The following is a 24,072-nucleotide window of genomic DNA, read 5'->3' on the forward strand; positions in this document are numbered from 1 at the left end:
GCACTCATGTTCATACCGCCCAGCAGGCGCAGCCGAGGGAGCCCCAGAAGCTCTTCAGGTCCCCGGCTGGAACCTGGCTGTCCCAGGCCGCGATGTGGTCGTGACCGTGCACGCGACAGCCGTGACTGCATCCGCAACCGGACGCCGCGACCGGCGTGCGCGCGGCCGATGGGTCGGCCCAGGCGGCGTAACCGCCGTAACGACGCACCGGCGACCACTCGGGCATCGCCGGCGGCGGCGGAACGTCATGGGCGACGAACTCGCCCGCGGCGTACACGACCTTGCCGCCGACGACCGTCAGCAGAGAGGTGATGCCGGTGATTTCATCTTCGCTGCATGCGAAGAAATCCCGGTCGGGCACGATGAGATCGGCCAGCTGTCCCGGCTTGATGCGGCCCTTGTTGCCCTCCTCGTTCGAGAACCAGGCGACGTTCTCCGTCCACATCCGCAATGCCTGCTCACGATCCAGGCAATTGCGGCGCGGATACAGCGAGGTGCCGCCGATGGTGCGTCCCGTCGTCAGCCAGGACAGCGATACCCAGGGATTGTACGAAGCGACGCGGGTCGCGTCGGTGCCGGCCGATGTCTTCACGCCCGATTCCAGAATCCGCTTGACCGGCGGCGTCGCTTCGGCGGCCTTGGCGCCGTAGCGTTCGACGAAGTACTCGCCCTGGTAAGCCATACGATGCTGCACAGCGATGCCGCCGCCCAGGGCAGCCACGCGGTCGATCGACTCGGGCGAAATGGTTTCCGCATGGTCGAAAAACCAGTGCAGGCCGTCGAACGGCATTTCGCGATTTATTTTCTCGAACACGTCCAGCGCACGCCGGATGGTCTCGTCGTAGGTGGCGTGCATGCGCCAGGGCCAACGGTTCTGTACCAGGATGCGCACCACGCCTTCCAGATCGCCCTCCATCTCGGCGGGCATATCCGGGCGGGGCTCGCGAAAATCCTCGAAGTCGGCAGCGGAGAACACCAGCATCTCGCCGGCGCCGTTATGGCGGAAATAGTCGTCGCCCTGCCGGTACTTCGACCCCGCCGTCCAGCGCAGAAAATCGTCCTTTTCCTGCTTTGGCTTCTGGGTGAACAAGTTGTAGGCCAGACGGACGGTTAGCTGGCCGTCCCGCGCGAGCGTACGAATGACTTCGTAGTCTTCAGGATAGTTCTGAAATCCTCCGCCGGCGTCGATCACGCTGGTCACGCCGAGCCGGTTCAGCTCGCGCATGAAATGGCGCGTCGAATTCAGCTGGTAGTCGAATGGCAGCTTCGGCCCTTTCGCCAGCGTCGAGTAAAGGATGTTCGCGTTCGGCTTGGCGAGCAGCAGTCCTGTCGGATTTCCCTCGCCATCGCGCAGGATCTGACCGCCGGCCGGCTCCGGCGTATCGCGGTTGTAACCGATCACACGCAGCGCCGCCGCATTGAGCAGGGCGCGGTCGTAAAGATGCAGGATGAACACCGGCGTGTCCGGCGCTACCGCGTTGAGCTCCTCCAACGTCGGCAAACGCTTCTCGGCGAACTGGTGTTCGCTGAAGCCGCCGACCACGCGTACCCATTGCGGCGGCGGCGTGACCGCGACCTGCCGTTTCAGCATCGCCATCGCGTCGGCCAGGCTGCGCACGCCGTCCCAGCGCAGTTCCATGTTGTAGTTCAGACCGCCACGGATGACGTGGGTGTGGTTGTCGCACAGGCCAGGCAGCACGCTGCGGCCTTGCAGGTCGATTACCTGCGTCGACGGTCCAGCCAGGGCGAGGATGTCGCGGTCCTCGCCGACATGGGTGAAGCGTCCGTCCCCGATCGCCACGGCGGTGGCGGTGGGCCGACCGCGGTCGAGGGTAGTGAACTTTCCGCCATGGAGGATGAGATCGGGCATCGCAGAGATTCCGGACAGTGGCAGGGCCATCGCGGAAGTCGCCGCGACTGCCGTGCCGAGGAAGTTGCGTCGGCTGCGATCCACTCCAGGGGTTGCACGCGGACTCATGAGCGCGCAGCCGGATCGCCGTCCGGCACGCGGGGCCGGTCGCACTTGGGCAACTCGCCGAACATGTGCGGCTTGACCTGCTCGTGGATCCAGGCGCTGGGCGGCTTCTGCCTGGGCAGGTAGTGCTTCAGCAGCGGTGGAATCTGTTCACCGATGAGGATGCCCAGCAGACCGACCAGCGCGATCACCGGCGGCGCCGGCGAACGCACGTTGAGCAAGGCATAGATGATCCCGACCAGCAGGCCGGCACCCAGCGAGAAGAGATACGGCTTCATCGGCACGGCTCCGACGTAAAACGCGGTACGGCCGGGGAAGGATGGCCGTACCGCCGAATGGACCTCAGGCCTTGATGAAGGCGAGCAGATCCTCGTTGAACTGCTGCTGGTGCGTGGCCGGCAGACCGTGCGGCGCCTTGGGGTACTCCTTCAGCGTCGCGCCCTTGACCAGTTTCACCGCGAGGCGCGCAGCACCATCGATCGGCACCACTTGGTCGTCGTCGCCGTGAATGAACAAGGTCGGCACGTCGATCTTCTTCAGATCTTCGGTGTAGTCGACTTCGGAGAACTGCTTGATGCAGTCGTACTGCCCCTTCAGGCCGCCCATCATGCCTTGCAGCCAGAATGCATCGATCGCACCCTGCGACTTCTTCGCACCGGGGCGGTTGAAGCCGAAGAACGGACCGGCGGCGAGGTCTTGATAGAACTGCGAGCGGTCGGTGAGCACGCCGGCGCGGATGCCGTCGAACACCTCGATCGGCAAGCCGTTGGGATGGCTCGGCGTCTTCGCCATGATCGGCGGCACCGCGCCCGCCAGCACGGCCTTGGCGACGCGCTTGGTACCGTGACGGCCCATGTAGTGCGCAATCTCGCCACCGCCGGTGGAATGACCGACCAGGACGACATCGCGCAGATCCAACTGCTCGATCAGTTCGGCAAGGTCGTCGGCGTAGGTGTCCATGTCGTTGCCCTGCCAAGGCTGGTCCGAACGCCCATGGCCACGGCGGTCATGGGCGATCGTGCGATAGCCCTGGCCGCTGAGGAACAGCATCTGCGCCTCCCAGGCGTCGCCGCTCAGCGGCCAGCCGTGGGAGAACACCACCGGCTGTCCCTTGCCCCAATCCTTGTAGAAGATGCGAGTGCCGTCTTTGGTCGTGATCGTGCTCATGGTGGGAGCGCCCTTTTTGGTTGTCGAGGAGGAGGAAGCCGGTGCGGCCAGGGAGACCGCAGGCAGGACCATCGCGGCGGTTGCGGCGACGGAGGTGCCCAGCAGGGCCCGGCGACCTTCGTCGATTCCGCCGTTTGTTTCGTCGGTTTTCATGTGCTCTCTCGGATGGGTGAGCGAAGTGGACCTGGATGGCCGGTCAATGGCCGCCTTCCTGCGCGCTGAACATCGTCTTGGCGTACTGGATGCCGATACCGTAGCCGCCGGCGTGCTCGCGGGCGATACCGGTGGTAAGCGCATAGGTTTCGCCGCGCGCCCAGTCGCGCTGCAGTTCCAGCATGTACTGCAGGCTGGTCATCGGCCGTGCGCCGGCCTGGATCATGCGCGCCACGGCTCGCTCATGCGCCTCGTCGGACACGTCACCGCAGGCGTCCGTGATGACGTAGGTCTCGAAGCCCTGGTCCAGCGCCGACAGCACCGGCCCCACGATGCACACGCCCGTCCATAGCCCGGCGAACACCAGCCTGCTCTTGCCGATCTCGTTGACGCGATCGGTGACCTGCGCATCTTCCCAGGCGTTCATGCTGGTACGGTCGTAGACCGGGCCGGCGAAGATGTCGGTGATCTCCGGAAACAAGGGCCCGGAGAAGCTTTTCTCCGCCACCGTGGTGACGATGGTGGGCACGCCGAAGCCTTGCGCCGCCTTGGCGACCAGCGCCGTGTTGGTACGCAGCGAACCGATATCGATCGAGCGGACCGCGAAGGCCATCTGCGACTGATGGTCGATCAGGATCAGGGTGTGATCCTGGGATGTGAGCAGGGTCTTGCCGGGAACAGGGGATGCCTTCGCCATGTGAGCGCTCCGAACGGTGGGATACACGCAATCGTCCTGCGTGCGTTCGGAATGAATACTGGCGCCTGCCGCTGCGGCGGAAAACACCACGAGGGAGGAAACGCTACTCCCTCGTTGGGGGGACGCAGGATGCGATCGGCTGCGAATCGGACACGCTGCCATCGGGACCGCACGCACCGGTTGCCGACGACGCCGGCTCGGTGCGAGCGCGCGCTAAACGCTGAGAATGCCCCGCTTCAGGCCGATGGTGACCGCGTGTGTGCGGTCGTTCGCACCCAGCTTCGATAGCACGCTCTTCATATGGGTCTTGACGGTTTCCTCGGAGATCGACAGCTGCGCCGCGATCATCTTGTTCGAGTTTCCGGCGGCGACTCCCTTCAGGATCTCGACCTCGCGGGCGGTCAGATCGCTGTCGATCGAGTGTTCCGCGATCTGTACGGCCACTTCCGGCGGAATCCTCCGCCGGCCCGCCATCACCGCGCGGATGGTGTCCAGCAGCTCCTTCCGCAACGAACTTTTCAGCAGATAGCCCTGCGCGCCAGCGCGCAGCGCGTGCACCGCCTGCACGTCGCCGCTGTAGGTCGTCAGCACGATGATGCGGGCGGCCGGGAATTCCTTGCGGATCTGCGCGATCGCCTCGACGCCGCCTACTTCCGGCATCTGCAGGTCCATCAGGGTCACATCCGGCATGCAGGCACGAAACGCCTCAACCGCTTCGCGGCCGTTGCTGGCTTCGCCGACCAGCTCCATGTCGGGCTCGCCGGCCAGCACTCCGGCGATGCCCTCGCGCAACAAGGGATGGTCGTCGACGGTAAGAATGCGGATCGGTCGTGCTTGCATCGTCATGTCTTGGTTCTCCAGATTCGCATTATCCTCCTGCGCCAATCGCTCCAGCGCGACTGGCGATGTCCGTCCGGGCGGAGCAGCAGTTCCACCTCGGTGCCCTTGCCGGGGCGACTCCATAGACGCAGCTCGGCGCCGATGGCCTTGGCGCGCTCGCGCATTCCCGGCAGTCCCCAATGCCCCGAACGCGCGCCGTTGAGGATCACTTCTTCGGCGATGCCCTGGCCGTCGTCGCGGAATCGGAAGACCAGGCAACCGCTCGAATGGGATATCTCGACTTCGATCTGGCTCGCGTCGGCATGGCGGAAGGCATTGCCTAGCGCCTCGCGGCCGATCCAGTACACCTCGTCGCTCACCACCGCGTTCATCGCCGGCAATCGACCTTCCACCACCACGCTGAAGCTGGTCGGACGCTCCTGCCCGAGCTCGGCGCCGAGCCGGGCGAAGGCCTCCGGAAGGTCCGTCGACGCCGAAGCCGTGGTGGCGCGCAGATCGCGGACGCGGTCGCGACCTTCGGCGATCGCCTCGTCGGCGCGATCCATCGTCTTTTCCAATGCCGACCGTATCGGATCGTCCGTGGGAATTCGGTTGGCGATGGACTGGAAGCGCAGCACCAGGCCCTGGAAGCTCTGCAGCAGAGTATCGTGCAGTTCACGTGCGATGCGGTCGCGCTCCAGATGCCGCTCCTCCAGACGCATGCGCACGCGATCGGAGATCTGCCGCAAACGCAGCAGGTACAGGAAGAACAACAGGAGGCCTGCAGCGATCGCGCACAGCGCCGCGAACCACCAGGTCTCGGTGAAACGAGGGGCGATGGTGAAATCCAAGGTCGCGCCCTGCTCATTCCACAACCCGCTGTCGTTCGCCGCAAGGACCCGGAACCGGTAATCCCCCGGCCCGAGATTGGCGTAGAAAGCCTGGCGCCGATTGCCGACGTCCTGCCATTCGTCGTCGACGCCCTCCAGGCGATAGCGGAACTCGACGCGATCCGGGAACGACAAGCTCGGTGCGGTGTATTCCACGCGCAGATCGCGCGTGCCGGCCGGCAGCGTCGGACCACCGCTGATCGGGAATCGATGGCGGCGTGCGATCAGGGATCGGATATGCACCGACGGCGGCACCATGTTGCTGTGCAGCCGGAGCGGATCGAGTGTGGCCAGCCCCTGGTTGGTGGCGAACCATAAGCGGCCATCGGCGTCCGCGGCCACAGTCGACGCCGGCGTGGCCTGTTGCGCCACGCCGAGCAGACCGTCCCCCAAGTCGAACAGGCGGTGCTTCAACATACCCGGATGCTGCAGCGCTGCAGTGACCGCGCCCGGCGGCAAGCGCAGAATGCCGTGGATGGCATTCAACCAGATCTCGCCCTGCGGGGTTGCGACGATGCCGGTGATGCCGTTGAGCCTGTCGGCGGGTGTCGCGTGCAGCGCATGGACGCGACCGTCCCGAAGCAAGGCCAAGCCCGTTTCGCCGGCGACGAGGAGCCCCTCCTTCACTCTCGCCAGCGCGATGACGGTGCCCACATTCAAGCCATCGTCTGCGGTGTACACGCGCTGGGCATTGTCATGCCAATGGGCGAGACGGTTGCCGGAGTAGCCGATCCAGTACGTACGATCGGTATCGCGCAGCAGCGCCGTTGCGCCGGCAGAATCGACCGGGCCGGCGGGGACTTGCGCCCACTGCAGGCCGTCGTAGTGGAACAGGCCGTTGCCCTCCTGCATCGTCAGTACGCCGGATCCCCCGTCGCCGACGAGAAACTTAAGCAGTCCGTCGTTGTCTCGCGGCAACGGCAAGCGCTGCACGCCATCGGCGTTCAGCCGCCACAGCGCGCTCTCCGTTTTCAGCCAGGTCCGTTCGCCTTCGGCGACGATCGCGGCGATCTTCGGCCCTTTGGTGTCGGCCAGCAGCTCGGCGCCGTCGCCGCGAATTCGATACAGGCGCGGACCGCTGGACACCAGAATCCCCAGCTTCGGCGAAAACGCCAGCCCATAGGTATCGTGCTGCGTCAGCCGTTCGTCCTCCACTACTTGCACATTGTTGTGGCGGAAACGATGCAGGCCCAGATTGGTACCGACCCACACGTTGCCTTCGCGATCGCGCAGCAGCGGAATGGCACGGTCGGACGTCAGTCCCTCGCGCTTGCGGATGACGGCATCGGCATCTTCCGGACGCAAGGCATGACCGATCGCGAACCGATCCAGACGGGAGACCCGCACCACGCCACCGTGACGGCGATCGGTGCCCCAGAGCACCCCGCTGCCGTCGATGCGCATGCAAGCGAAATGGCCGAAGCCGCTACCGATCGGGGGTGACGCCGTCGACCCGGAACGCGGATCCGGCAGCGACCGCGTACCGTGCGCGCCGTCCGAAAGCCACAATCTGCCATCCGGCGCTTCGACCAGCGAAGCCAGCGGCCCGGCGCCTATCCCGGTCGGCAGGAACCGTCGCGTGCCGCTTGGCAAATACATCAGAGTGCTGCCGGTGGCGACCCAGAGCGTGCCGCGCGAATCGACCAGCACGTGATCGGCGTGCATCGCCGGATAGCCCCAGTCGTCGCCGATCGCATGCCAATGCCGGCCATCGAATCGATAAAGGCCATTTTGGGCCGCCGCCCAGAGCCCACGGCTATGATCTTCGGCGAACCCGTACACCAGATCCCGCGGCGCGCCCATCGCGACGGAATAGTGCTGCAGGCTTCCGTCGCGCAGCACGCTCGCACCGCCCACCAGGAAGCCGATCCACAGCGCACCATCGGTCGTGGTGTACAGCGCGGTGATGTTGTTCGACGCGAAGGGACGATGCGGTGGGGCTTGGTAATGCTCGAACTGCACGCCGTCGAACCGGTACAGGCCGGTACCCGTGCCGAGCCAGAGATAGCCGTCGCGTGCTTGCGCCAGTGCCCACACATCCGCCGGCGCGCCCTCCTGCAGGGACCAGGCACGGTGGTGGTACTGCGGAATCTGCCAGGGCGCCGCAGCCGTCGCGCCGACCCACAGGCAAAACACGGCCAGCGCTACTCGCACCCATCGCAAGACCCAGACCCTATAGGGAATTCGAGCCCGCACGAAAACCTCTGAGTTCACACGCAGCTTACTGAACCGGCTTCTGCGGACCCCAGCATCCCCCATTTGTGGGATGGGCGCACGACTCTCAAACGGATAGCGGCCTCCGCCGTGGTTCTCTAACCTCTTCGGATGCAGCCGCTGATCTCCCTGTATCCCCGCAGCTTACCCGGGGTCGGACTTATTGTACTGCGACTCTCGGTAGCGCTGGGACTCATCCTGCACAATCCGCTGGCGGCGTTACCGATTCCGGATGGAGCGGCGGCTTTCGTAGCCGGTTTGATCGCACTTTCGATCCTGGCCGGATTGTTGACTTCGTGGATGGCAGTGGCTTGCTGCCTGCACGTCATCGTTGGCTTGCAGCAGGCCGACCTTGGGACCGCGATGTTCGCTCCGATGTCCTTGGGACTCAGTTCCGTAGCCTTGTTGCTGCTGGGCCCAGGAGCGTACTCGTTCGACGCCGTGCTCTTCGGTCGCCGGGTTGTCCGCATTCACAAGTAGGCGCGAATCGACGGCGTTTCAGTTCTATTCGGAGCGGCGGGACGGACGATAGGAAATGTAGACAAATAGACCGGCGTTAATTATTCGGAAAAACTGTTAATTGGCCACCGGCATATGCAGCAAGAAGCTGATTTTCTTGGAGTTCTTGAGCAACGCCTCTGCCGATCCCTCCAGCATTTCTGGATCGGACAACGGTCTACAACCACACGCCGCTCCAGGGCTGCGGGACCGCTGGCGTTGGCGACACGGGCGCATGTTTGAGCGCTAAAATGGGGTCTCCTAGAATCCTTAGGAGGCGCTATGGACGTGACTTTTAGCGAGCAAGGCACCGGCTGCGACTGGTCGGCAAAAGTGCTACACGGCGGCGTGCACGTCGGCACCATTCGCCCCAGCCGCGATCTGGCCTTTTACAGATACTTCGCGGGCCCGGCAAACGACATCATCTACACGATGGACGAACATGATCTGAGCCCGTTGAAGGCCAAGATCACTGCAGCCATAACAAGAACCCGACCGCAGGCGCGTACACCCGCAGAAGCAATCTATCGCTTCGTGTAGCTGCCCTGCTGAGCAACTGGGGTTGCGCCTGGATCGGCTGCAGCACCAACCCGAAAGCGGCCCGCCGGATCCGGTGGGCCTTTTTGTTTGTTCTCGACGTCCGCAGCGTACTGGATCAGGTTTCACAGCCTGGGCATGGTTCGGCGCCTCGAAGCCGCCAGATTCACTCGGCGCTGGCCAGCGCCAATGCACGGTCCAGCGCCTGATCGGCGGGCACTTCGATGTCGGGGACGATGCCGGTGCCTTCCCAGTCCTTGCCGGTATCGGGATCGTAAGTGCGTCCCACCGGGACGAACGCGGCGAGTCCCGCGCCGATCGGTTCGATGCCGCCGAAGTGGTTGGCGCCTGCGGTGCGCTCGCCGATGAGGATGCCCCGGTGCGTGCGCTGCAACGCCAGCGCGAAGTGCTCGCCCGCCGAGCGCGTTCGCTTGGAGGTCAGATAGAACACTTTGGCCTTGGCGAGCCGGGGCTCGACGTCGGGAACGGCCAGGTGTTGGCGCACCAGCATATTGGCGGGGCCGGAAACATCGCGCAGGGTGCGGCCGCCGAACGGTATCGGACCGCCGGACGGGCCGTCGTTTTTCGCTACGGCCATTTCCACCAGCACGGTTTCACGATCGAAAAGATGCGGAAACAGCGCATCCATCTCCGCCAGCCCGCCGCCGCGCGACAAGCTGCGCGTGTCGATGATGATCGCCTTCGCCGTCGCATGGTCCTTTACGAACGCCTGTATCGCCGCTACGGAGGCGGGCTCGCCGGCGAACTGATTGAAGCGTATGTAGGCCACGCCTGGCGCGATCCACTTGGTTTCGGCGACGCTCGGCAGGTCCATCGGAGCGAGCGCCGACGCTTGCCGCGGCGCAAGACTCGGCCGCGCCGTGCGCGGAGGTGACGTGTCGACTCGGCCCGTAGCGCCCGCGGCTGAGCTTTCGACGAGGCGTGGGCCGGGAGGCATGAGGTCGACTCGCAGATGGCCGTCGGCCGAAACGGCCTGCAGATCCTGCGTCAAGCGCCGCGCCATGTCCTTAGCTTCGCCGATGCCCTCGTATTGGCCAGCCGCGAGCTTGGATCGCAACATGTCCGCATAGCGTCGGCCTGTGGCGGGATCCACGAAGCGCGTCGCCAATTTATCCGCCAGCGTCTCGATCGCTTGCGCATACGGATTGGCCGAGTCAGCAGCGAATGCCGGCGATGCGGTCGCGACGAAGGCAGCCAGGCCGGCCGCCAGCAGCCGCCGGCGCAGAGCCCATCGCGAGCCGGGCATCGTGTCGTGTTTGCGCATGGCTGATCCTCTTGGGCTTCGATCCGGTTCCCAATACGGATGCCGGTCGTGGCCGAAGGGTCGCACCGGCAGAAACGCAGGATTTGCAGGGACGGGATGGGCGGTGGACCGGCCGCGGCCTGCGCCGTGCTCCCTCAGTCCGGCAGCAGCGACCAGGTCGCGTCCTTCAGCTCGAACCGCAGCGGCTTCGAGCCTTTACCCTGGCCCGGCGTGTGCAGCTGCGCGTCGCATTCCAAGGCGCCGGTGTCGCGGTCGAGCTGACAGGATTCCAGTGCGGTCACGGTGAGGCTGCTCGCGAACGCTCGGAACTCGGCCTCGTCCTTCGGCGCCTTTTGCTGGCCGGCCAGTTCGGTCAGATGTGCGCGCAGCAGTGCCTGGACCTGCGCGATGTCCGGCTGCGGCGGTGGCGTGTCCTGCTCTTCGACTATCTGCCAGTCCGCGCCATCGCGGCGGAAGCGATACGCCTCGTAACCGTCGCCCATCGGCGAGTCGAGCTCGACGATGCAGGCGGTGCGCTCCGGATCGATGCCTTGACAGCCTTGCACGGCCGCGATCTTCATGGACTCCAACAGCGTCTGGACCATCGGCGACGGAGTGGCTTTCGCCCCCTCCCTGCGCAACTCCGCATCGAGCGAACGCCGATAGGCCGCGTTGGCCTGTTCGGTACTAGGCGCAGCCTCGATCGCTAGCGCGCAAACGGGCGCCGATACAAGTACGACCAGCGATAAGCAACGCGCGACTGCAGCGACCGGCATGGGTGCGAGCTCGGTAAGACGGATGATTCTCCGCGAAGCGTGCATTCTACGAAAATGCTCGATCCAGGTCCGATGCCGTCCCACACGCCCCATCGCATCGCCACGCGAACCATTACGGAAAGCACATGTTCTTGGGGGCCGTCCCGCGCAGGCTGAGTCGAACTTCGCCGGCAAGCCGACGCGACCGTTCCGAGCGCGCAGCGCAAGCCCGATTCCTGCCCCATGGAAGCGCCATGAAACCTACGACCCTGCTACTGCTGACGACGACTTCGCTGTTCCTGCTCACCGCCGCGGCATCTTCTGCCGAGCGCGGGCCTGAAATCCGTACCGGCGATGTCGATCGCTTCTATGCGATCTACGAGCAGGCCGGCGGCAAGCCCACGGCGCAGCAGTTGCAGCAGGACTATCTCGACCAAGGCAGCGAGGGCCTGATCGAGTTCGCCAAGATGCGCCGGATCACCGGCGAGCGGATCGCGACCGCCAACGCCGAGCGCCCTGCCCTGTACATCGATGCCAGGCGTTGCGCCGCGGCGCTGCCCGCGGTCAAGACCCGGCTCGGCGTTGCCTTGACCAAGCTGAGCGAACTCTATCCCGCGCCCAGCTTTCCGCCGGTGACGGTCGCGATCGGCCGCGGCAAACCGGTCGGAACCGCGAATGCGAGCGGGGTCATGATCGGGCTCGAAGCCTTGTGCGCCGCGAACTTCCTCATTCCCGATCCGGAGGACCGCTTCGTCCATGTGATCGCCCACGAGTACGGTCACGTGCTGCAACCCGGTGCGCAGGTGGAGAACGCAGAGTCGACGGTGTTGCAGGCTTCGCTGCTCGAGGGCGGCGCCGAATTCGTGGCCGAGCTGATCTCGGGTTCGATCAGCTATGGACATCTGCTGAGCGCTACCCGGGGCCGCGAACTGGAACTGGAAACCGCGTTCGCCGCCGATCTGGACAAGAAGGCCCAGGGCTCGGCCTGGCTCTACAACGGCCTCGGCACGCCTGAGCGACCCGGCGATCTGGGCTACTGGGTCGGTTATCGCATCGCCAAGGCCTACTACCGTCAGGCCAAGGACAAGAAGGCGGCGCTGCGCGACATCATCGAGGTCAGCGACGCGAAGGCGTTCCTGGCCAAGAGCGGCTGGCGCCCGGGAATGGCGCTGGACTAGAGGCTCCCAGCGCTCGCGGAACATGCACCGGCGGTATCGCAGCCGTCGGCTGCGTCATCTGCGGCCGAAGAACGCGGTTTGCAGAAAGCGCATGCCCGCGAGTATCTGGGCGATGCGTTCGTCGGACAGTGTGCCGATGCGTTCGCCCAGGCGGGTCTTGTAGAGCGTCGATACCTGCGACACGACCACTACGCTTTGCTTGATCAGGCCAGCCTCGCCGAGGTCGAGCAGGACGTTACCCGGCTCGGTGGCGCGATTGAGGTTGGAGCTCAGAGCGCAGACGACGACGGTGCTGATGCGCGAATGGTTGAAGAGGTCGTCCTGGACCACGACGTGCGGATGGGCATAACCGGGCACGGAGCCTCGGGACTCGTCGGGTGCGACCCAGAACAGGTCGCCCCGGTTGACGGTGCCTGGGTAAACACTGGCGTAAGCCTCGGGTTCTCTGTCCATGCCTTGCTGTGCTGATTTCGTTGTGGGTGTGTCGACGTTCCGGCTACGTGCACGAAGGGATCGTGCAGGCAAGAATCCAGCGCCCTCGGCTGGCATGGGTGGGGAATACCGTGCGGTCCGGAGGGGTGCGGCCGGTGCGGGAGCATCGTATGGGGCTGCCGTTGGGGCGTGAGGTTACGCGATCGCGGCTTACGCCGCTCCCACAGAGAGCGGCGGTACGGGGCATGGAGCAGTCGCAGACCCTTGGGTCCTGCACGTAGCCGTACGCCTGCGGTTGCGCGACCGTCGACGGATCCTCAGGGCCACGGATCCTGCCTTCAACGGATGGGAAAGTCGTAGGCCGTATCCGGCGAGGGCTCGGGCTTGTAGGTGTAGTGCCACCACTCCAGCGGATAGTTGGCGAAGCCTTCGCGCGCCATCGCGGCGCGCAAGCGTTGGCGATTGCCGCGCTGGACGGCAGTTGCGCCCGCCCAGTCGGTGTGCGCGGACACGTCGAAGTAGTCGAAGGACGTGCCCATGTCCAGCGGCGTGCAGGCGTCGTCGGAATCGCAGCGCAGCAAAGTCAGATCGAGGGTGGCGCCGCGGCTGTGGCCGGAGGTCGGCGAGATGTAGTCGCCGAGCAGGACGCTCTTGTCGAGATTCGGATAGTAGGCGGACTTGCTGGATTGGTCGTGCAGGTCGCCGGCCCAGACGACGAAATCGCGCACGGCGCGTGCCGGGCGATAGCAGTCGTAGACCTTCAGGCGCAGGCCTTCGCGACGCAGCGCCAGTTCGACCCGTTGCAGCGCCTGCGCGACCGGCCGCAGCAGATAGCAGCGCGCCGCGCCGTAGCCTTCGACCGGCCGGCCGACGAAATTGTCGCTGGAGGCGTAGCGAATCTCCTGGGCCAGATCGGGCACCAGTTCGCGCAGGTCGACCATGCCGGCCGCGGCGGCATCCGTCGCAGGCGACAGCTTGGGCGCGATGGCGGGCTTGGATACGGCCGGCTTGGATACGGCTGGTTTGGGCATGGGCGACGTCGATACGCAGGCCGTCAGGGCCAGGATCGAAACCAGCGACAGGATCGGAGCGATGCGCATGGGTCCAAGCCTAGCCGACATCTCGCGCGGTCGCAGTGCGGTCGCGGGAGATGGTGGGTGCTGCACGCGGACGCGGTCGCTCAATACACCGCGGAGCAGCGCAGGGTGTTGTTGGGCTGGCGCCGCCGGAAGGGCCGTCCGGGCTCGGTCCGAGTAGCGGTGGGCGCCAGCCTGCCCGCCCCGCCATGCCGCGCCGTCACTTGCAGGCATCGAAGACGGCCGTGTTGAGAGCGCTGACCAGATCGTAGTCGCGGTCCATGCCGGCCGCCGCCAGTTTGCGCTCGCGGCGGGCACGTGCGGCTTCGCAGCCGTGGCCCCCGAGCCGGATCGAATAGGCGCGGGCACGGCTAGGGCGATCGGTGCCGGCCAGGCGCGACAGGTAGCGCGATTCGGTCAGGCCGCTTCGGTAGGCCTGCTCGCGGCGTTGCAGTTCGACTGAGTCGGGCGGCGGTTCCGGCGTTGCGTCCCAGATCCTGGCGGTGGTCGCGGCTGCGCAAGGAGCGGACTGGTAGCTGACAGCGCCGGTGCGGGCGACGCATTTGTACACGTTGTGGGCGCCGGCTGCGGCGGGCAGCAGGCACAGCAGCAACAGGATGGCGAGCCGGTGCATTGCGATCGTCCTTGATCGGCGCGGCGACCGGCCGCGCTTCGCTGATGGCTGCAGATTGGCGCAATGACGGGTGCGCCGCCATGAGTGGAACCTGCGACGCGGGCTCGGATCGATGCCCGTCGCGATGTAGGGATTGCCCTACCCCATTAAAGCGCCGGAGCGCTGGTCGCCGGCGTTCGCGACACGGCCTGCGGCGAAACGGCCTGCGGTTCCTGGCAACGCGGGCCGATCGCGTCGGACGAAACCCATCGACGCGACCTACGCGTGTCGCAGCCGCAACCCGCACCGCTCAACGCCAGACGCCGCAACCCGCACCGTTCACGGCTTGGCCGCAGCAGCCGCCGGCAATCGCGAAGCATGGCTGGCCACCATCACCCAGCCCTTGGGCCCGCGCACGTAGGTGTCGGTGAACTGGAAATCGGCGGCGAAGGCCTGGCCCTCGGACACGCCCTTGACCGTGGTGACGCCGTTGGCGATCGCGGTGTCCTTGCCGTAGTAGCGCAGCCGGGTGCCGTGGTTGCGGAACACTTCGTACTGGGTCACTCCATTGGCGAGCTCGGCGACTTCGTCGGCATGGGTGGTGACTTTGCCGTTGGACGCGGTCAGGGTGAACTGCGGGTCGAGCAGACGGCCGACCAGGGCCGCGTCCTCGGCTTCGTAGGCGGCGCAGATCTCGCGCTCCAGTTGCAGGATGGCGCGCTCGTCGGCGCTGCGGTCGGCGGCGACGGCGGCGGGCGCGGACAGGCTCAGGGCGATGGACAGCGGCAGCAGCGAAACCAGGCGCATGCAGAGTTCCTTGCAGGGTCGGTGGCGAGGGACGCAGCACGAGCGTCCATCGCCCAGCATGCCTTGCGCGCGCCGCGCAGGCTGCTCCGATCTTGCGGATTGGCGCCAGGCTAGCGGCCGATGCCGTGCGGTTCGATCACGCCCGAGGCGATGCCCGCCGCGACCAGCGCGATCAGCGCCACCGACAGAGCGATGCGGCGGGTGAGCGCGTTGACGGTGCGCTTGCTCTGACCGTGGTCGACGAGCATGTAGTACAGGCCGGCGCCCAGGTTCCAGACGATCAGCCCCAGGAAGGCGACGATGAACAGCGTTTTCATGCGGGGTTCCATGCCGGCGCGGCCGGCGACGTAGCGGGCCCGCGGGACGCCGCGGGCGGCGGGTTCAGGCGTCCGCCGCCGCGATCGCAGCGCGCCAGCGCGGCAGCAGGCGCCAACGCAGCAGCAGGGCTGCAGTCATTACGCCGAGGAACAGGCCGTAGGCGACGGACGTCGCCAGCACCTGCTTCCAGATCGCGCCGGCGTTGGGGTCGGCGTTGTGCATCGACCACTGCATGCCCCACCCCGCCAGCAGTGTGGCCAGCAGCAGCGCTGCGCTGTCGAACAAAGTGCGCGCGGCCAGGCGCGGCTGCTTCGGGTAGGCCCAGTACAGCCAGGCCAGGATCGAAAACCAGGGCACGAACAGGATCAGCGCGAGGTTGAGTTCGACCTGCGGGTTCATGGCGGCGGCGGGCATCGACGGCGACTCGGTGGGGACGACGCCATACTGCGCCGACCATATCAGTTTCGCCAGAATCAGAAATGAGATAAAAAACCATATCAGTTGCGCCTGAACGCCCGTCCCGCCGGGCTCCGGAGTTCCACCGTGAAACGTTACGAAGCCCTCGCCGACGACATCGCCGCCTCGATCCGCGACGGCCTGCTGCGCCCGGGCCAGCGCCTGCCCTCGGTGCGCCAAGCCAGCGCGGCGCGCGGGCTGAGCCCAGCGACGGTGTTCCAGGCCTATTACCTGCTGGAAGCGCGCGGGCTGGTGCGCTCGCGGGCGCGTTCGGGCTACTACGTGACCCGGCCCACGGCGGCGCTGCCGCCGGAGCCGGACGCGGCTTCGCAGCCGGACGGCGAATCGCGTGCGGTCGACGTTTCCGAGCTGGTGTTCGAGGTATTGGAATCGGCGATGGCGCGCGACGTGGTGCCGCTGGGTTCGGCCTTCCCCAGCCCGCTGCTGTATCCGCTGCAGAAGCTGGGCCGGGCCATGGCCTCGGCTGCGGTGCACCTGGACCCGTGGAGCACGGTCGACGACCTGACCCCGGGCAGCGCGGCGCTGCGCCGGCAGATCGCGCTGCGCTATCGGATCGACGGCCTGCGGATCGGCGCCGACGAGATCGTGGTCACCAACGGCGCGCTGGAGGCGCTGAACCTGTGCGTGGCCACGGTGACCCGGCCCGGCGACGCGGTGCTGGTCGAATCGCCCTGCTTCTACGCCGCGCTGCAATCGCTGGAACGCCACGGCCTGCATGCGATCGAGGTGCCCACGCACCCGCGCGACGGCATCGACCTGGACGCGCTCGCGGCCGCCATCGAACGCCACCGCCCGCGCGCGTGCTGGCTGATGACCAATTTCCAGAACCCGCTGGGCAGCGCGATGCCCGACGAGAAGAAGCGCGCCCTGGTCGAGCTGCTGACCCGCCACGGCGTGCCGCTGATCGAGGACGACGTCTACGGCGAACTCTACTTCGGCGAGCGCCGGCCGACCCCGGCCAAGGCCTACGACCGCGACGGGCTGGTGATGCATTGCGGCTCGTTCTCCAAGAGCCTGGCGCCGGGCTACCGGGTCGGCTGGGTCGCGCCCGGGCGCTACGCGCGCGAGATCGCGCGGCGCAAGCTCACCGCGACCCTGAGCACCTGCGTGCCGGCGCAGCTGGCGATCGCCCATTACCTGGAGAAAGGCGGCTACGACCGTCACCTGCGCCGCCTGCGCGCGGCGCTGGCGGCGCAGCAGGCGCAGTACCTGGCCGCGGTCGCGCGCCATTTCCCGGAAGGCACCCGCGTGACCCGGCCGGGCGGCGGCTATTTCCTCTGGATCGAACTGCCCGAGGGCAGCGACGCGCTGCGCGTCTACCAACAGGCTTCGGCCCTGGACATCAGCATCGCACCGGGGCCGATGTTCTCGGTGCGGCGCGGTTTCGGCCACTGCCTACGCCTGAATTGCGGGCATCCGCTGGACGCGCGGGTGGACGCGGCGCTGGCCAGCCTGGGGCGCCTGGCGGCGGGTTCGGCGTAAGACTTCGGGGCAGGAGCGGCGTGAGCCGCGACCGGCGAGCTTCGAGTCGCGTCGCCGCCGGCACTCTGGCCGTCAGAGGCGGCGCGGGTTCGCAGCACATTTCGCTCGATGTTGGTGGCGTAGGTTTGTGCGGTGGCGTTGTCGCGGCTCACGCCGCTCCTACCCCAAGGCGGGAGCGCTCGAACGGCTTCAGTGCAAGCGGCGCAGGCGCGCCAGGATGCGGCGTTCGAAGCGCTCCAGGCGGCTGCGTTCGACGCGTTCGGCGCGATACAGCGACAACAGGTCCAGGCGGCATTGCGGAGCGCAGGTGCCGAGCAGCGCGCTCGCCAGGACCCGCCGCACCGGCCTGCGCAGCAGCAGCCAGTCCACCCACCAGGGCGAACCCAGGGTGGTGATCGCGATGGTGCGCCGCAGCCCCAGCAAGGCCGGCCGGATCGCGCCCAGGTCGGACGCATGGTGGTAGGCGTGGCCGGGCGCCCAGACCCGGTCGAACCAGCCCTTGAGCATGGCCGGGAACCCGAACCACCAGGTCGGGAACACCAGCACCAGGGCCTGCGCGGCGCTCAGGCGCGCCAGCTGCGCGCGCACCGCCTCGTCGTCGTAGCCGCCGACGTCGTAATAAGAGCCGCGTTCGCCCGCGCTCAGCGCCGGCTGAAAACCGTCGGCGTACAGCGATTCGGTCTCGACCTCGTGACCGTCGGCGACCAGCGCATCCACCACCAGCCGCGACAGCGAGGCGCACAGACTGTCCTGCAGCGGGTGCGCGATGACGACCAGGCATTTCACCGGAAGCGTTCCTTGCGTTGCACGATTCTCGCTGCGTACAGACTAGCGAAACCGCGCGCGCGTTCCGATCCGTCGATGGTCGTAGACCATCAGGCGATGAACGCTGCAGCTTGCGGTTCGAGCGCTGGCTTCGTCCGCCGTCGCGTGAAGACCGCGTCGACAAGCTGAACGCTTTGTCAAAACCGCGCACACGCCGATTGCGACGTTGCGCACGGTTAACCCATCCGCCCCTAGATTCCGCATCGGCGCACATAGGGGGAGCCGCAGTGTTCAAAGTGTCGTTGAGGGAGCACGCCTTGCTGAGCGTGCTCGTCGGTCTGCAACGTGGCGTGCAGCCCGAGACCAGCCATCTGAAGCATTGCCTGGTCGAGGAAGGTCTGGCCCTGAGCCGCGAGGGCCGGCTGTGCCTGTCCGAGGCCGGCAACACCTTGCTGCAGGGTCTGCAGCACTTGCTCTGGGCCGAAGTCGAAGCGCTGCAACAGGTGCTCGCCAACCGCAACGCGGCGGCGACGCAGGGCTACGCCCGTGCTCCGGCGACGGAATGAGCCGGCCGGCCATGAAGCCGGCAGCGCCGACGGCCTCGCGCCGCCGGCGTGCGGGATCGGTCAGCTAGGGACGGGTCAGCCTGGGTTGCGTTCGCCGCGTCCCAGCCACCATGCCATTGCGGCGCCGGCCAGCAACCAGCCGATCAGCTGTTCGGCCAGGGCGGCCACGCTGAAGTCGACCGGGAACAGGTACCAGTTCCAGTACGGCACGCTCAGCACGAACCAGGCGAACAGCGCCATCGCCCCGGCGATCATCACCCGGCGACCGAAACTGCGTGCGGCCAGCGCCATCACCCAGGCCGCCAGCAAGGCCGCGATCAGGACGCTGACGAACTGCTTGCCCAGATTCGGGCCCATGCTGGAGAGCGCCGGATTGCCGCCCGGCTGATAGACCACGAAGGCGTAGGCCTTGCCCTGGTTCTCGGCCACGAAGGTTTTCATCGCCGCCTCGTCGCCCCACTTGTCCGGCGCCATGCTCGGATACATGTAGACGCCCTCGCCCGAGGCCGACTGGCTCAGCGCGCTCAGTACCGCATCCTGTTGCGCCGGCAGCTTGAAGCCGGCCTCGCCGATCGGCAGCGCCATGTGCGCGACGGCGCCCCAGATGAACATCACGATCGCGCCGATGATGCCGGTTACCAGTATCCGCATGGCAGTCCTCCTCCCCAAAACAGGTCAGTGGGTTCCCCCGAACCCGTAGCGCGAGCTTGCGCCCGGGCGAGCGCGCCGGCAATCCGCGTCGGCGATCCGCGCCGGCACGCGCCGACGAACGGCGGCCGACGCGTGCCGACCATGGCCGGTTCGGGTCATGGCTTACGTCTGCTTCTCTCTGCCGCCGAAACAACGCGCCGGCCAACGCGCCGAGCAACGCATACTGGACGAACAACATAGCGAACTGCGCCGGGCCAGGAAGTCCCTGCGTACGCCCAATCGCGACGACTGCTACCCGTGCGCCCCTGAGCGCACAGCGAGTTCCATGCAGCGCCGCGCAGGCGGCGGTGCGCGAACGCCATCCACGACTCAGAACGAAATCGGCACTCGCGCGGTCAGGGTCACGTCGGGCGTATCGCGGGTCACGCCCACGCCCAGCGCGACGTTCAAGGAAACCTTGTCGCTGAAGCGATAGGACCCGCCCAGCAGCAAGGTGCCCAGCACCACACGGACCGAGCCCGCCGCATCCTTGCCGTTCTGCTTGGTGCGGTCGACGATGCTCTGGTCGTAGCCCAGGCTGATCGCGGCCTTCTCGTTCAAGGCCAGGCCCAGGCCGACGTTGAAGCCGAGGATGTCGCCGGCCTCGATCTCGCCCAGCGGTTCGGTCACGCCGCCCAGCACGGTGCGCGAGACGTTCTTGCGCTTGAAATTGTGCAGGTAGCTGAAACTGCCGAAGAACACGATCGGGTCCGAGGGATACAGCCAGGTCAGGCCGGGCTGTATGGATTCGAAGCCGGTGCCGGTCGGCAGTTCCAGCGGCAGGCCGGTGCCGGTGGTGTTGGCCACGCAGCGGGTCACGCAGTCGGTCACCACTTCGAACAGGTCCTTGCCGGTGCGGCTCTTGTAGCGCAGCCAGCCGATGTAGAAGGCCTGGTCGGGGCCGCCGCGGTTGAGCTGGTAGCGCGCGGTGACTTCGACATCGCCCAGGCCGCTGCCGTGGGCGTTGAACACGTTGTCGACCGCCGAGCCGGTGAAGATCTCGCGGCTGACGGTGTCGCCGTTGACGTAGACGTACGGCAGCTTCGCCTCGAGTTCGAAACGGTCGCTCAGGCCGTAACGCCCGGTCAGGGTCGCGGTCGCGGTGGTGGTCTTGACCTGGCGCACGTCGATCAGGCCGATCAGCAGCGCCGGGATGATGGTGAAACCGACCAGGGCGACGCGGTCGTTGGACGAGTAGCCGAACTGCAGCGAGGGTTCGAGGATGAACTGGCCGTGCGGGGTCAGCACGCCGGGCTGGTCGAAGATCTGGGCGATTTCCGGCGGCCGCGCGTCGGAGGCCGGCGCCTGCCCCACCGGTTGCTGCGGCGCCTGCTGGGCCAGATTCCGGGTGACCGGGTCCTGCTGCGCCATCGCCACCTGCGACTGCAGCTCCTCCTGCAGCGTCGGCTCGCGCGAAGCCGGCTGCGACAGCGGCACCTGCGAGACCTGGGCCATCGGCGGCAGCAGCAGGTTCGCCGGCGGCGTCGCGCCGCGGGCGCGCGTGGCGTCCAGGCGCTGTTCGTCGAGCGCCCGTTGCAGCTGGGCCAAGTCGCGTTCCTGCTCCTGCAACGTGGTGCGCATGTCGTCGATGCGCTGATTCTGCGCCGCGATCTGCTGCTGCAGCGCTTCCAGGCTGAGTTCGCCGTCGGGCGGCGCAGCGTCCTGCGCGCACGCCAGCCCGGTCAGCGCCAGCGACAGCGCCGGCACCAGGGCGAGCCGGATCAGTTTCGGTGCGGTCGGCGTAGTCATGGGCAGTCCTTCATCAGCGGTCCGTCATGGACGTGGGCATCACGGCGCGCCGGGCGCGCCGATCAAGGCGTTGTGCAGCGCGGCCTGACCGTTGAGGTCCTGGAACACGCCCAGGGTATTGACGCCGACGTTGAGGGTGGTCAGCGAACGGATGTCCTGACCGTCAAGGGTGTTCTGGATCGCCACGCCGTTGAAGCCGGCCGGATCGAAGCGGTTGCCCGGGCCGATCTGGACCACGATCGCGTCGCCGATCTCGCTCAACGCCTGAGCCTGCTCGGCGCTCATCCGCGCCACGTCGGGAATGTTCACGCGGGTGGTCGCGACCAGGTCGCCGTTGACGTAGACCGTGCGCTCGATGCCGAACGACAGCAGCAGGCCCGACGGCGCTTCGTAGCCGCCACGCAGCGCGTCCAGGCGTTCGGGCGGCAAGGCGATCCATTCCGAGCCCAGGTCGGCGGCGCCCTCGCCCCCGTGCACGCGCGCCGGCCAGGCGGCGGCGACCAGGGCCAGCACCGCGGCGGCGAACAGCACGCGCGCCGGCAGGTGGGGCAGCGCGTGATCGTACGAATGGCCGGCGTTCATGGCTCAGATGTCTCCCGGGCCACGCCGCGGCATGACCGTGTTCTGCAATCCTTCGCGCGAAATCCCCATGTCCAGGGGCGCCGGCGGCGCGGTCCGCCAATCGCGCGGCTGGTTGAACAGCGCGACCTCGCGCCGGTTGTGGACCACGAACAGCACCCGGTTGTCCCACAGCCGCTCGAAGTTCGCGCGCGACATGGCGCGGGTGCCGCGGGCCGGGTCGCCGATCAGCACGCGGCCCTTGCGCAATCCCTTGACCACGACGAAATGGCGGTAGCCACGGTCGTTGAGCAGCACGATCGCCGGCAGCCCTTCCTCGAACAGCTTGTCCAGCGGCAGCTCGAAACCGTCGGCCTGATAGCCCAGGGCCAGCAGATAGCGACGGATGTCGAGCAGCGAGAAACCTTCGCGGCGGATCTTGGCCTGGTCGCCGTCGCGGTACATGGCCAGGAACACCTCGGCCTCGCCGACCGGATGGCCGTACTGGAAGGTCAGCAGGGTCGCCGCCGCCGCCGAGCCGCAGCTGAAGTCGTACTGCTGCGGCACGGTGGTACGGAAGCGCGCTTCCTTGAGGCTGGTCAGGCGGATGCCGTAGCTGCCGCCGTAGGGCGTGCGCAGGTCGACCGTCGCCGCCGCCGCGCCCTGGGCGCAGGCGAGCGCGCACAGCAACGCGCACGCCGTTGCGCGTGCGCGCAGCGTGACCGCGACCGGGCTCATCGTCCGCGCCTCAGGGGCTCGGATCGGTGAACTGCACGTTCACGATCATCGCGTTCTGGATCAGCACGTTGGAGCCGGTGTTCTGGATCACCGTGTTGATGCCGTTGGCGTTGCCGAAGGCGCCGCCGCCGACGGCGTTGGCGCCGCTGACGATCTTCTCGGCGACGTTGTCGCTGACCCGGCCGTCGACCAGGATGCGGTTGTCGACGCTCTTCTCGCCGCCGCGCAGGCCCGAGAGCCGCTCGGCGTCGACGGTGGCGCCGATGCCGTCGACGCCGCGCGGTATCGCGTCGCGGTCGACGGCCGCGACGATCGGCAGCTCCATGGGCGCGCTATGCGCCGTGATCGGTTGCAGGTCGGCTTCGATCCCGGGATCGGACGCCGCTGCGGGGAATATCGCCAGCCACGCGAGCGCGGCCAGGCCGGTGGTGATGCGTATTGCGGGGCAGTACGGGCGCATGGTCAGTCTCCTTCGCCATGCGTTCCGCCAAGTGCGTGCCCAGGACGTCGTCGCGGCAGCGGCGGCGTCCCGGACACGCGTGATGCGCCGTGTACGGGGGAGGACGGCGTTCCTGGGAACGCGTGCGGCGCATCGTGGAGGAGCGCTTATGGGCCCACGGTCAGGTTGGCTTGCACGGTGATGCCCTGCTGGATCAGCGACGCGAAGCCGCTGTTCTGGGCCGCCACCATGATCCCGGCCGCCGACTGTCCGACGCTGGTCATGTTGTTGGACATGTCGAACGCGCCGGCATCGTTGGTCAGTGCGCCGCCCGCGCCGCCGGCACCGCCCGCACCGCCGGTCGCCGAACCGCCGGTACCGCCGCTGCCGCTGCCGCTGCCGCCCGCGCCGCCGTTGGAGGCGACCGAACCGGCACTGCCCGCCGTCGACGAGCTGGAGCCGCTGGTCGACGTCGCGGCGCCCGAGCTGCCGGCACCGCCGGTGCCGTCGCCGTTGCCCGCGGTCGCCGTGCCGCCGTCGCCGTCGCCGTTGCTGGCGCTGCCGCCGTCGCCGCCGCCGTCGCCGCCGACCGCCACGCTCAGCGATCCGGCGCCGCCGGTGTCGCTGCCCGCGTCGCCGCCACGGCCGTTATTGCCGTCGGCCCAGCCGCCGTCGCCGCCGCTGCCGTCGCCGCCGGAGCCTTCGCCGCTCAAGGCATCGCCGCCTCGGCCGCCGCCGCCGCCATTGGCATTGCCCGTGTTCTGGGCGACGTTGCCGATGTCGCGCACGCGGATATCGGTAACGTAGCCATCGAGCCGGGTCGTGGCGATGGCGCGGTTGCTGTTGAACGAGTTCGAGAAGCTCGCGGTGGCGGTACCGCCATTGTTGGCCGCGGCGGTGCCGTAGCCACTGGCGCGCGCACGGCCGTCGTTGTTGCGGTTGTCGCCGGCACTGTTGTCGGAATTATCGGTCGCGCTGAGGCTGTCGTCGCCGTCGCCGCTTTCGTTGTTGGTCTGTTGGGCCCAGGTCTGGCCCGCGAAACCTAGACCGAGAATCACCGCTGTTGCCATCAGGCTGTTACGAATGCGCATTGTTGTTCTCCTTATCACGCCGAGTGAGGCCAGGGGGAGGCATCGGATCACGACGCATCCGACTACACGCAACAGCGGTGCCACGATTGGTTCAGGTGGCGCAAACGTCCGCTGGGCGGGGCTC

General features: G+C 67.3%; 26 protein-coding genes. 5 read left to right on the forward strand and 21 right to left on the reverse strand.

The features are described 5' to 3' along the window. Positions 1 to 10: 10 nt before the first annotated feature. The 6 genes from ASD78_RS14675 to ASD78_RS14700 all read right to left on the reverse strand — a co-directional run bounded on the left by ASD78_RS14675 (position 11) and on the right by ASD78_RS14700 (position 7,837). Entirely contained in the window at positions 11 to 1,870 is a 1,860-nt protein-coding gene (locus ASD78_RS14675) for an amidohydrolase (protein ID WP_200944213.1), read from the reverse strand. A 104-nt stretch (positions 1,871 to 1,974) separates the two neighbouring features. Further along, positions 1,975 to 2,253 (reverse strand): XapX domain-containing protein, encoded by a 279-nt coding sequence (locus ASD78_RS14680; protein ID WP_055907183.1) that lies wholly within the window; start codon positions 2,251 to 2,253, stop codon positions 1,975 to 1,977. Positions 2,254 to 2,317: 64 nt separating this feature from the next. Then, positions 2,318 to 3,142, reverse strand: a complete 825-nt coding sequence (locus tag ASD78_RS14685) for an alpha/beta hydrolase (protein ID WP_055906925.1) — start codon at positions 3,140 to 3,142, stop codon at positions 2,318 to 2,320. A gap of 196 nt (positions 3,143 to 3,338) precedes the next feature. Next, a complete protein-coding gene (locus ASD78_RS14690; RefSeq protein ID WP_055906927.1) occupies positions 3,339 to 3,992 on the reverse strand; it encodes a hydrolase in 654 nt (217 codons plus the stop codon). Between the two features lie 213 nt (positions 3,993 to 4,205). Then, the gene (locus ASD78_RS14695) at positions 4,206 to 4,838 is read right to left on the reverse strand and encodes a response regulator transcription factor (protein ID WP_055906930.1); all 633 of its coding nucleotides are present in this window, start codon (positions 4,836 to 4,838) and stop codon (positions 4,206 to 4,208) included. Continuing rightward, positions 4,835 to 7,837, reverse strand: a complete 3,003-nt coding sequence (locus tag ASD78_RS14700; protein WP_162250178.1) for a sensor histidine kinase — start codon at positions 7,835 to 7,837, stop codon at positions 4,835 to 4,837. The genes ASD78_RS14695 and ASD78_RS14700 overlap by 4 nt, the downstream gene beginning before the upstream one ends. Positions 7,838 to 8,026: 189 nt before the next feature. Here ASD78_RS14700 and ASD78_RS14705 point away from each other — a divergent pair, with 189 nt between their 5' ends. Together ASD78_RS14705 and ASD78_RS14710 are read left to right on the forward strand one after the other, a co-directional pair. Then, positions 8,027 to 8,395 carry a hypothetical protein gene (locus ASD78_RS14705; protein WP_056102641.1) on the forward strand — a complete coding sequence of 123 codons (369 nt, stop codon included), beginning with the start codon at positions 8,027 to 8,029 and terminating at the stop codon, positions 8,393 to 8,395. Positions 8,396 to 8,695: 300 nt separating this feature from the next. After that, complete coding sequence (locus tag ASD78_RS14710; RefSeq protein ID WP_056102644.1) at positions 8,696 to 8,953, forward strand: hypothetical protein; 258 nt, start codon at positions 8,696 to 8,698, stop codon at positions 8,951 to 8,953. Positions 8,954 to 9,116: 163 nt separating this feature from the next. Here the strand turns inward: ASD78_RS14710 and ASD78_RS14715 are convergent, their stop codons facing one another. Both ASD78_RS14715 and ASD78_RS14720 read right to left on the reverse strand, forming a co-directional pair. Further along, entirely contained in the window at positions 9,117 to 10,235 is a 1,119-nt protein-coding gene (locus tag ASD78_RS14715) for a S41 family peptidase (protein WP_056102647.1), read from the reverse strand. Positions 10,236 to 10,369: 134 nt separating this feature from the next. Further along, positions 10,370 to 10,795 (reverse strand): hypothetical protein, encoded by a 426-nt coding sequence (locus ASD78_RS14720; RefSeq protein WP_156087772.1) that lies wholly within the window; start codon positions 10,793 to 10,795, stop codon positions 10,370 to 10,372. A gap of 428 nt (positions 10,796 to 11,223) precedes the next feature. On the opposite strand from ASD78_RS14720, the gene ASD78_RS14725 reads away from it, so the two are divergent. Then, positions 11,224 to 12,147, forward strand: a complete 924-nt coding sequence (locus ASD78_RS14725; RefSeq protein WP_056102653.1) for a DUF2268 domain-containing putative Zn-dependent protease — start codon at positions 11,224 to 11,226, stop codon at positions 12,145 to 12,147. Positions 12,148 to 12,201: 54 nt separating this feature from the next. On the opposite strand, the gene ASD78_RS14730 is transcribed toward ASD78_RS14725, so the two are convergent. From ASD78_RS14730 to ASD78_RS14755, 6 genes are all read right to left on the reverse strand, one after another. Next, positions 12,202 to 12,600, reverse strand: coding sequence for a type II toxin-antitoxin system PemK/MazF family toxin (locus ASD78_RS14730; RefSeq protein WP_056102655.1), 399 nt, complete (start codon positions 12,598 to 12,600; stop codon positions 12,202 to 12,204). 317 nt (positions 12,601 to 12,917) lie between these two features. Further along, entirely contained in the window at positions 12,918 to 13,610 is a 693-nt protein-coding gene (locus ASD78_RS14735; RefSeq protein WP_056102967.1) for a M15 family metallopeptidase, read from the reverse strand. A gap of 265 nt (positions 13,611 to 13,875) precedes the next feature. Then, on the reverse strand, positions 13,876 to 14,289 hold the full coding sequence (locus tag ASD78_RS14740; RefSeq protein WP_056102657.1) for a DUF4124 domain-containing protein: 414 nt from the start codon (positions 14,287 to 14,289) through the stop codon (positions 13,876 to 13,878). A gap of 318 nt (positions 14,290 to 14,607) precedes the next feature. After that, the gene (locus ASD78_RS14745) at positions 14,608 to 15,075 is read right to left on the reverse strand and encodes a nuclear transport factor 2 family protein (protein WP_056102659.1); all 468 of its coding nucleotides are present in this window, start codon (positions 15,073 to 15,075) and stop codon (positions 14,608 to 14,610) included. 110 nt (positions 15,076 to 15,185) lie between these two features. After that, complete coding sequence (locus ASD78_RS14750) at positions 15,186 to 15,404, reverse strand: twin transmembrane helix small protein (protein ID WP_055906965.1); 219 nt, start codon at positions 15,402 to 15,404, stop codon at positions 15,186 to 15,188. 52 nt (positions 15,405 to 15,456) lie between these two features. Next, on the reverse strand, positions 15,457 to 15,807 hold the full coding sequence (locus tag ASD78_RS14755) for a hypothetical protein (RefSeq protein WP_235566509.1): 351 nt from the start codon (positions 15,805 to 15,807) through the stop codon (positions 15,457 to 15,459). 129 nt (positions 15,808 to 15,936) lie between these two features. On the opposite strand from ASD78_RS14755, the gene ASD78_RS14760 reads away from it, so the two are divergent. Next, positions 15,937 to 17,352, forward strand: a complete 1,416-nt coding sequence (locus tag ASD78_RS14760) for a PLP-dependent aminotransferase family protein (protein ID WP_056102973.1) — start codon at positions 15,937 to 15,939, stop codon at positions 17,350 to 17,352. 189 nt (positions 17,353 to 17,541) lie between these two features. On the opposite strand, the gene ASD78_RS14765 is transcribed toward ASD78_RS14760, so the two are convergent. Beyond that, positions 17,542 to 18,138 carry an NAD(P)H-dependent oxidoreductase gene (locus ASD78_RS14765; protein ID WP_056102662.1) on the reverse strand — a complete coding sequence of 199 codons (597 nt, stop codon included), beginning with the start codon at positions 18,136 to 18,138 and terminating at the stop codon, positions 17,542 to 17,544. 266 nt (positions 18,139 to 18,404) lie between these two features. Between ASD78_RS14765 and ASD78_RS14770 the strand changes: the two genes are divergently transcribed. Continuing rightward, entirely contained in the window at positions 18,405 to 18,683 is a 279-nt protein-coding gene (locus ASD78_RS14770; protein WP_055906971.1) for a hypothetical protein, read from the forward strand. A 75-nt stretch (positions 18,684 to 18,758) separates the two neighbouring features. On the opposite strand, the gene ASD78_RS14775 is transcribed toward ASD78_RS14770, so the two are convergent. From ASD78_RS14775 to ASD78_RS14800, 6 genes are all read right to left on the reverse strand, one after another. Continuing rightward, complete coding sequence (locus tag ASD78_RS14775) at positions 18,759 to 19,334, reverse strand: hypothetical protein (protein ID WP_055906974.1); 576 nt, start codon at positions 19,332 to 19,334, stop codon at positions 18,759 to 18,761. A gap of 369 nt (positions 19,335 to 19,703) precedes the next feature. Continuing rightward, positions 19,704 to 21,122, reverse strand: a complete 1,419-nt coding sequence (locus tag ASD78_RS14780) for an autotransporter outer membrane beta-barrel domain-containing protein (protein ID WP_200944215.1) — start codon at positions 21,120 to 21,122, stop codon at positions 19,704 to 19,706. A gap of 39 nt (positions 21,123 to 21,161) precedes the next feature. Further along, positions 21,162 to 21,704, reverse strand: a complete 543-nt coding sequence (locus tag ASD78_RS14785) for a hypothetical protein (RefSeq protein WP_055906979.1) — start codon at positions 21,702 to 21,704, stop codon at positions 21,162 to 21,164. Between the two features lie 3 nt (positions 21,705 to 21,707). Further along, positions 21,708 to 22,418: a C39 family peptidase gene (locus ASD78_RS14790; protein ID WP_055906982.1), complete on the reverse strand. Its 711-nt coding sequence runs from the start codon at positions 22,416 to 22,418 to the stop codon at positions 21,708 to 21,710. A gap of 10 nt (positions 22,419 to 22,428) precedes the next feature. Continuing rightward, positions 22,429 to 22,878, reverse strand: coding sequence for a hypothetical protein (locus ASD78_RS21595; RefSeq protein ID WP_082575643.1), 450 nt, complete (start codon positions 22,876 to 22,878; stop codon positions 22,429 to 22,431). 146 nt (positions 22,879 to 23,024) lie between these two features. After that, positions 23,025 to 23,948, reverse strand: coding sequence for a hypothetical protein (locus tag ASD78_RS14800; RefSeq protein WP_200944217.1), 924 nt, complete (start codon positions 23,946 to 23,948; stop codon positions 23,025 to 23,027). Positions 23,949 to 24,072 lie beyond the last annotated feature (124 nt).

Origin of the sequence: Lysobacter sp. Root667, assembly GCF_001427715.1 — a bacterium.
In the GTDB taxonomy this organism is placed as follows: domain Bacteria; phylum Pseudomonadota; class Gammaproteobacteria; order Xanthomonadales; family Xanthomonadaceae; genus Lysobacter.